General features: G+C 73.3%; 4 protein-coding genes. 3 read left to right on the top strand and 1 reads right to left on the bottom strand.

Annotated elements, in window-relative coordinates:
- Positions 1-101: 101 nt before the first annotated feature.
- Positions 102-2,339, bottom strand: coding sequence for an MMPL family transporter (locus B4K29_RS07995; RefSeq protein WP_286966979.1), 2,238 nt, complete (start codon positions 2,337-2,339; stop codon positions 102-104).
- 135 nt (positions 2,340-2,474) lie between these two features.
- Between B4K29_RS07995 and B4K29_RS07990 the strand changes: the two genes are divergently transcribed.
- The 3 genes from B4K29_RS07990 to B4K29_RS07980 all read left to right on the top strand — a co-directional run bounded on the left by B4K29_RS07990 (position 2,475) and on the right by B4K29_RS07980 (position 7,452).
- Positions 2,475-3,548, top strand: a complete 1,074-nt coding sequence (locus B4K29_RS07990) for a threonine aldolase family protein (RefSeq protein WP_286966978.1) — start codon at positions 2,475-2,477, stop codon at positions 3,546-3,548.
- Positions 3,549-3,672: 124 nt separating this feature from the next.
- The gene (locus tag B4K29_RS07985; protein ID WP_286966977.1) at positions 3,673-5,340 is read left to right on the top strand and encodes an FAD-binding dehydrogenase; all 1,668 of its coding nucleotides are present in this window, start codon (positions 3,673-3,675) and stop codon (positions 5,338-5,340) included.
- A gap of 222 nt (positions 5,341-5,562) precedes the next feature.
- Positions 5,563-7,452 (top strand): alpha/beta hydrolase, encoded by a 1,890-nt coding sequence (locus B4K29_RS07980; protein ID WP_286966975.1) that lies wholly within the window; start codon positions 5,563-5,565, stop codon positions 7,450-7,452.
- Positions 7,453-7,525 lie beyond the last annotated feature (73 nt).

Here is a 7,525-nt window from a genome sequence, read left to right as displayed (position 1 = left end):
GCGTCAAGCAATGGCGCGCCCTGGCCACCAGGTACGACAAGCTCGCCCTGACCTACCGGGCCGGCGTCCTGCTCCGCGCGATCCTCCTATGGCTGCCCCCTTTAAGAGACACGCCCTAGCCGTCGCGGCCACCACAGCCGCTCACCGGCGGCCGCGAGGACGGCGGGCACGACCAGCGTGCGGACCAGCAGCGTGTCGATCAGCACGCCGAGCCCGACGATGAGCCCGAGCTGACCGAGGGTGACGAGCGGCAGCACCCCGAGCGCCGCGAACACTGCCGCCAGCACGATCCCCGCGCTGGTGATCACACCTCCGGTCGCTCCGACCGCGCGCACGACGCCCTCGTGGATGCCGTGGTCCTGCGCCTCGTGCAGGGTGCGGTGCGCGAGGAAGATCGTGTAGTCGATCCCCAGCGCGACCAGGAACAGGAAGGACAGCAGCGGCACGAGCACGTCCAGCCCCGGGAAGCCGAGGGCCGTCCGGCCGATCCAGGTCCCGAGCCCGATGGCGGCCAGCGCGCTGATCACGTTGACCCCCAGCAGGATCAGCGGTGCGACGACCGCGCGCAGCAGGGCCACCAGGACGAGCAGCACCACGAGCAGGATGAGCGGGGCCACGAGCGTGAGGTCGTGACGAGCGCCCACCTCGGCGTCGACCTGGCGGGCGGTCTGGCCCCCGACGACCGCGTCGGACCCGGGCACGGCGTGCACCGCGTCGCGCAGCTCGCGGACGACGTCCTGCGCTGCGGCAGAGTCGGGTTCGGCGCTGCCGACGACCATGGTGCGGGTCCACCCGTCGTGCTCGGCGAGGGGCTGGACGCGGACCACCCCGGCCGTATGCCGGGCCGCCTCGGCCACGCGGGGTGCGGCCTCGGTGCGGCTGACCACCGTCATCGGGGCGCTCTCGCCCTGGGGGTAGTGACGCGCGAGCGTCTGCAGCCCGGCCGAGGACTCGGAGGCGACACGGAACTGCTCGGTCTGCGACAGCCCGACGCGCGTGCCGACGAGGCCGCTCGCCATGACGGCGGCCACGACGAGGCTGACGGCGAGGACCGGCACCGGGCGGGAGGTGACGGCGCGCGCCACGCGGGCCCACGGCCCGGTCGTCGAGGCGTCGGCGTCACCCACGCGAGGGACGAACGGCCAGAACAGCTTCCGTCCGCACATGGCGAGCGCTGCGGGGAGCACCACCAGCGCGAACGCCGCCGCGATCAGGAGACCCGCCGCCGACGTGGGGCCGAGACCCCGCGTGCCGGGCAGCACGGCCAGCACGAGCGTGAGCAGGGACAGGACGACGGTGACGTTGGAGGCGAGCACCGCCGGGCCGGTCGCCACGAGGGCGTCGCGCAGCGCGACCCGGTGGTCGTCGCTGCGACGCAGCTCCTCGCGGTAGCGCGAGATCAGCAGCAGCGCATAGTTGGTCCCCGCGCCGAAGACGAGGACGCTGACGATCCCGCCGTCGAAGCTGAGGCTCCACGCCTGGCCGAGGGCCTTGGCCACGACGCCCGCCAGGCCATCCGCCAGGGCGACGACCGCCAGCGGCACCAGCCACAGCACCGGGGAGCGATAGGTCAGCAGGAGCAGCAGCGCGACGATCCCGATCGTGACGGCGAGCAGGCGCAGGTCGGCGCCGTCGAAGGCGCCCGCCACGTCCGCACCGAACGCCGGCCCGCCGGTCACCTGGGCCCGCAGCCCCGGTGCCCCAGCGGTCCCCGCCGTCGCGGGTCCGTCCCCCGCCGTCGCCGCTCCGGGCCGCGCGATCGCGGCTCGCATCGCCTTGACGTCGGTGGCGATCTCGGTGTTGGGACGGTCCGCCCGCACCGGGATGCTCACCAGCACCGCACGACCGTCCTGCGAGGGGATCGGGCGCGACGCCCGCTGCCCGACGCTGCCCGCCGCGGCAGTGCCCACACGCTGTGCGGCTGCGAGATCGCCCGCTGCGAGGGGGCGCTCGTCATACCGCGTCATCACCACCATCACGGGGCTGAGCTCGCTGCCGGGGAAGCCGGCGAGCAGCGCCGCGGTCCGGGCGGACTCGGAGTCCGGCGGCAGCGTCTCGTCGGCGCGACCGATCTCGGCGCCCCGCAGGACACCCATGAGGGCCGTGGTGACCAGGACGGCGAGCACGAGGGTGACCCAGGCACCACGGCGGGAGGTCACGGCGTCCGCCAGGCGCCGCCAGGGCCCCCGGCTCGATCCGCCCGAGGGCGCCGGGGTGCGACGCCCCGGGGTCGGCGTCGACGGACGCGTCGCGGACGGTTCCGGCGACAGGTTCGGGGTCGGGCCCGGCTTGGAGCTCGGGTTCGGGTCGGCGGCATGGCCCTGGGTGCGGGTGGTCATCTGGTCCTCGGACGCTCGGTCTGCGGCGCCGGTGCGGCGCCACCACCAGCGTCGACCCGGTCCGGGCGCCGGGCATCGGCCGCGGGTGGGGCCGCGGCGTCATACCTTTGGTTGACCCCACCGAAGGACGTGACGATGCCCCACACCCCGCCCCTCGACCGCTTGCACGACGCCGACCGCCGAGGCTTCGCCAGCGACAACTACGCCGGCGTGCACCCCGAGGTCCTCGAGGCCCTCGCCACCGCCAACGGCGGGCACGTCGGGTCCTACGGCGCGGACCCCTACACCGAGGCGCTGCAGGACGTCGTCCGCGGTCACTTCGGCGAGAACGCCTCGTGCTGGCCGACGTTCAACGGCACCGGGGCGAACGTCGTTGCGCTGTCGGCGATGACGGACCGCTGGGACTCGGTCATCTGCTCCTCGCACGCCCACATCCACACCGACGAGTGCGGCGCCCCGGAGAAGGTCGCCGGCATCAAGATCGTCGACGTCGAGTCCCCCGACGGGCGCCTCACCCCGGAGCGGATCGACCGCGAGGCCTACGGATTCGGCTTCGAGCACCACGCGCAGCCGCGCGTCGTCAGCGTCACCCAGTCGACCGAGGTCGGCACCCTCTACACCCCCGACCAGCTGCGCGCCGTGTGCGAGCACGCCCACGCGCTGGGCATGTTCGTCCACCTCGACGGTGCCCGCATCGCCAACGCCGCTGCGGCGCTGGGCTGCTCGCTCGCCGACCTCACCACGGACGTGGGCGTCGACGTCGTCTCGCTCGGCGGCACCAAGGCCGGCCTGATGGGCGTCGAGGCCGTGGTCGTCGTCAACCCAGACGCCGTGCGACGCCTGGAGTTCGTGCGCAAGCTGTCCACCCAGCTGCCGTCCAAGATGCGCTTCATGTCGGCCCAGCTGCTCGCGCTCTACGCCGGGGACCTGTGGCTCGAGTCCGGGCGCCACGCCAACGCCATGGCCCGGCGCCTCGGCGAGGCCCTGCGCGGCATCGACGGGGTCACCGTCACCCAGGAGGTCGCCGCCAACGCCGTGTTCGCGGTGCTGCCGCCGCAGGTCACGCTGCGGATGCAGGCGCGCTACCCCTTCTACGTGTGGAAGGAGGCGACCGGCGAGGTGCGCCTGATGTGCTCGTGGGACACCACCGAGGGCGACGTCGACGGGTTCGCCGAGGCCCTGCGCGCCGAGATGTCCGTCACAGCCTGACGGCTCGGCCGGTCGCTCGCGCTCGACCAGGGGGAGCACCGACGGACGAGGGGGCTCCCGAGGCGGGCGGTTCCGGCATACGGTGAGGACCGAACTGGCCGGTAGGCCCGACCGAAGGAGCGAGATGGACACCGATGTCATCGTCGTGGGAGCCGGCCTCGCCGGTCTCGTCGCCGCGTGCGAGATCGCGAGCGCAGGCCGGCAGGTGCTGCTGCTGGACCAGGAGGGCGAGCAGTCGCTCGGCGGTCAGGCGTACTGGTCCTTCGGCGGGCTGTTCCTCGTGGACAGCCCCGAGCAGCGGCGGCTGCGGATCAAGGACACCGAGGAGCTGGCCTGGCAGGACTGGGAGGGCACCGCGGGGTTCGACCGGCCGGAGGACCACTGGCCGCGGGAGTGGGCTCGCGCCTACGTGAGCTTCGCTGCGGGAGAGAAGCGTTCGTGGCTGCACCAGATGGGGCACCGGCTCTTCCCCGTCGTCGGGTGGGCCGAGCGCGGCGGCTACAACGCCCTCGGGCCCGGCAACTCGGTCCCCCGCTTCCACATCACCTGGGGCACCGGCCCGGGCATCGTGGAGCCGTTCGAGCGGCGCATCCGCGACCTGGCGCACCGCGGCCTCGTGCGGTTCGGCTTCCGCCACCGCGTGGACTCGCTGATCGTCGAGGGCGGCGAGCCCGGTCGCGGCGGCGAGGTCGTCGGGGTGCGTGCCTCGGTCCTCGCTCCCGACGATGCGGACCGCGGCCGCCCGACCAACCGGACCGTGCTGCAGGACAAGGAGATCCGCGCGCAGGCCGTCATCATCACCACCGGCGGCATCGGCGGCGACCACGACCTCGTGCGCGCCGCCTGGCCCGAGCGGCTCGGCACCCCGCCGCGCCACATGGTGACCGGCGTCCCCGCGCACGTCGACGGCCGCGGCATCGGCATCGCCCAGGCCGCGGGTGGTCGCCTCATCCACCCCGACCGCATGTGGCACTACACCGAGGGCGTGCACAACTGGGACCCGATCTGGCCGGGCCACGGCATCCGGATCCTCCCCGGCCCCTCGTCCCTGTGGCTCGACGCGACCGGGCGCCGCCTGCCGGTCCCGCTCTACCCCGGGTTCGACACGATGGGGACGCTCGCGCACCTGCAGCAGGTCGGCGCCGACCACAGCTGGTTCGTGCTCGACAAGACCATCGCCGGCAAGGAGTTCACCCTCTCCGGCCAGGAGCAGAACCTCGACCTCACCGGACGCTCCTGGCGCGGCGTCGCCTCCCGGGCGCGCACCGACATGCCCCCGTCGGTGCAGGCCTTCCTCGACCACGGCGAGGACTTCGTGCAGGCGAGCACGCTGGACGAGCTCATCGCGCGCATGGCCGCGCTCGAGCCGGACGGGGGGCTGGACCCCGAGCAGGTGCGACGCGAGGTGCGGGCCCGCGACCGCGAGATCGTCAACCCCTTCAGCAAGGACAGCCAGGTCACGCACATCCACGGCTCACGACGGTTCCTCGGGGACAAGCTGATCCGCACCGTCCCGCCCCACCGCCTCGAGGACCCCGAGCACGGCCCGATGATCGCGGTGCGGCTGTCCACCCTCACGCGCAAGACGCTCGGCGGCCTCGAGACGGACCTGTCCGCGCGGGTCCTCAGCGCCTCCGGGTCGCCGGTCCCAGGCCTCTATGCCGCGGGCGAGGCCGCCGGGTTCGGCGGGGGCGGCATGCACGGCTACCGCGCGCTCGAGGGGACCTTCCTCGGCGGCTGCCTGTTCAGCGGACGGGCAGCGGGCCGCGCCGCCGCCATGGCGACCGGCTGATCCTGTCCGTATGCCGGGAGCCCACCCTCACGCCGCGTGACCTGAACGGTCCAATCTCGGCGACATCGCGGGAGGCGGTCACAGCACGTGACCGCCTCCCAAGTTTCTCCCGGGAGGTCTGGCGCCGACACCCGTTCGGGCGCAAGGATGGCCGCGTCGGCATGGGGTGCGGGGGGCCTCCACGCACCTGGGGGACCGACATCGAACACCGGGGAGCAGACCATGTCACTCACTCGCCCGGCCGCTGCCGCCGCAGCGGTCCTGATCACCGCCGGCGGCGGTCTCGTCGCCGCCTCACCGTCCGGAGCGGCACCCGCTGCCTCCCGCAGCGCGCTCGGCCTCACGACCTCTGTCACGGCCGGCAGCACCGTCGGCCGGTCGCCCAAGGACGACGCCAAGACGGCCTCGGCCCTGCGCGCCATGGCCTCGCCCAAGGTCACGTGGACCCGCTGCGGCTCGGGCCTGCAGTGCGCCACCCTCGAGGTGCCCCTCGACTACAACGACCCGACGCTGGGCACCACCAGGCTCTCGATCAGCCGTCGCCCCGCCGACAACCCGTCCCAGCGCATCGGCTCCCTCTTCACCAACCCCGGTGGACCCGGTGGCCCCGCCACGCAGACCGTCGGCTACTTCGCCAAGGACCTCGGCGCGCAGGTGCGCAAGCGGTTCGACATCGTCGGGGTGGGCCCGCGCGGCATCGAGGGCCAGGACCTCGCGATGTGCTTCGGCAAGCCGGGCGAGCAGATGCCGCAGCTAGACGAGCACGCGTTCCCTTTGTGGGACAAGGAGTTCGCGCAGCACCTGGCCTACGACCGGGCCTATCGCAAGACCTGCGCCACCGCCATGCCCCGCATCCTCAAGCACATGTCGACCGCCGACACGGCCCGCGACATGGACCTCGCGCGGCGCGCGCTCGGCGACAAGCAGATCAGCTACTACGGCATCTCCTACGGCAGCTACCTCGGTGCGACATACGCCGCTCTGTATCCCAACAACATCCGGGCCCTCGTCGTGGACGGCGTCCTCGACCCCGTGGCGTGGGCGACCGGCCGCGGCGGCGAGCACCGCACCAAGCCGGTCACCGAGCGGCTCAAGTCCCACCTCGGCGCGCACGAGGCGCTGATGTCGGCGTTGGCCGAGTGCGAGCGCGGCGGGACGAGCCTCTGCGCGGAGGCCAAGACCGTCCGCAAGGACTGGCAGGCCATCCTCGCCACCCTGTCCAAGGGCCCGGTCGACATGGGCGACGGCAACTACCTGCGCTACGACGACGTGATCGGCCTCGCGCTGCAGGTGCTCTACTCCGCCGACGACATCCCGCAGCTGATGCCCTTGATCACCGAGCTGCGTCAGGCGGTCGCCCCCACGACGCCGAAGAAGCCCGCTCGCAAGGCATCTGGCTCGGCCACCGCGGACGGCAACGGCACGGCGGGCGCCACGGCGACGCCCAAGGCGGCCGTGGCACGGCTCAAGGCCCTGGCCGCCAAGGTCGACCGGGAGCACCCGGCGCCCGCGCCCCTGTCGGACTCCACCGCCCCTAAGAACGCGCACCGCACCAACGGCCCGCTCATGTCGGCCGGCGCGCTGCGCTCGTCCGTGGTCACGTCCTCGTCCTCGTCCTCGTCCGCTCCCGCCGCGGAGGAGCCTCCCGGCGAGCCCGCGGCCCCCGTCTACTCGGCCGGCTTCCACGGCGTCCTGTGCTCGGACTCGCTCAACCCGCAGGACCCGAAGGCCTGGATCGCGGCCGACCGCCGCGTCAAGTGGCAGGCACCCGGCTTCGGTCCGGCATGGCTGTGGTCCTCGAGCGTGTGCGCGGGCTGGCCGGGGATGAACCCTGACGCCTACCGCGGGCCGTTCACCAAGGCCACCTCGACGCCCGTCCTGATCATCGGCAACCACCACGACCCGGCGACCCCCTACAGCGGCGCCGTGGCCTACCGCAAGGAGCTCAAGACCTCCCGCCTGATCACCCTGACCAACGGCTACGGCCACGGGGCACTCGGCGTGAGCACCTGCGTCGACAAGCTCCGCACGCAGTACCTCGTCAACCGGCTCGTGCCCGCATCCGACACCAGCTGCAAGCCCGACCACCCGCTGTTCACCCGCCTCGACTGACCCCGTCCGCCGCGCACGGACGAGTCAGGTGACCCGGCGGGGCACCACAGGCGATCCAGCACCCAGCTGTGAC

The sequence above is a fragment of the Arsenicicoccus sp. UBA6765 genome, from assembly GCF_002453335.1.
Lineage (GTDB): Bacteria > Actinomycetota > Actinomycetes > Actinomycetales > Dermatophilaceae > Arsenicicoccus > Arsenicicoccus bolidensis.
The sequence above is the reverse complement of the archived record's forward strand: the minus strand, read 5'-3'. Positions and strand labels throughout refer to the sequence as shown.

Excerpts from the sequence above, each read along its gene's own strand:
- B4K29_RS07990 (WP_286966978.1), top strand. The coding sequence starts at position 2,475 with ATGCCCCACACCCCGCCCCTCGACCGCTTGCACGACGCCGACCGCCGA.
- B4K29_RS07980 (WP_286966975.1), top strand. The coding sequence starts at position 5,563 with ATGTCACTCACTCGCCCGGCCGCTGCCGCCGCAGCGGTCCTGATCACC.
- B4K29_RS07995 (WP_286966979.1), bottom strand. The coding sequence starts at position 2,339 with ATGACCACCCGCACCCAGGGCCATGCCGCCGACCCGAACCCGAGCTCC.
- B4K29_RS07985 (WP_286966977.1), top strand. The coding sequence starts at position 3,673 with ATGGACACCGATGTCATCGTCGTGGGAGCCGGCCTCGCCGGTCTCGTC.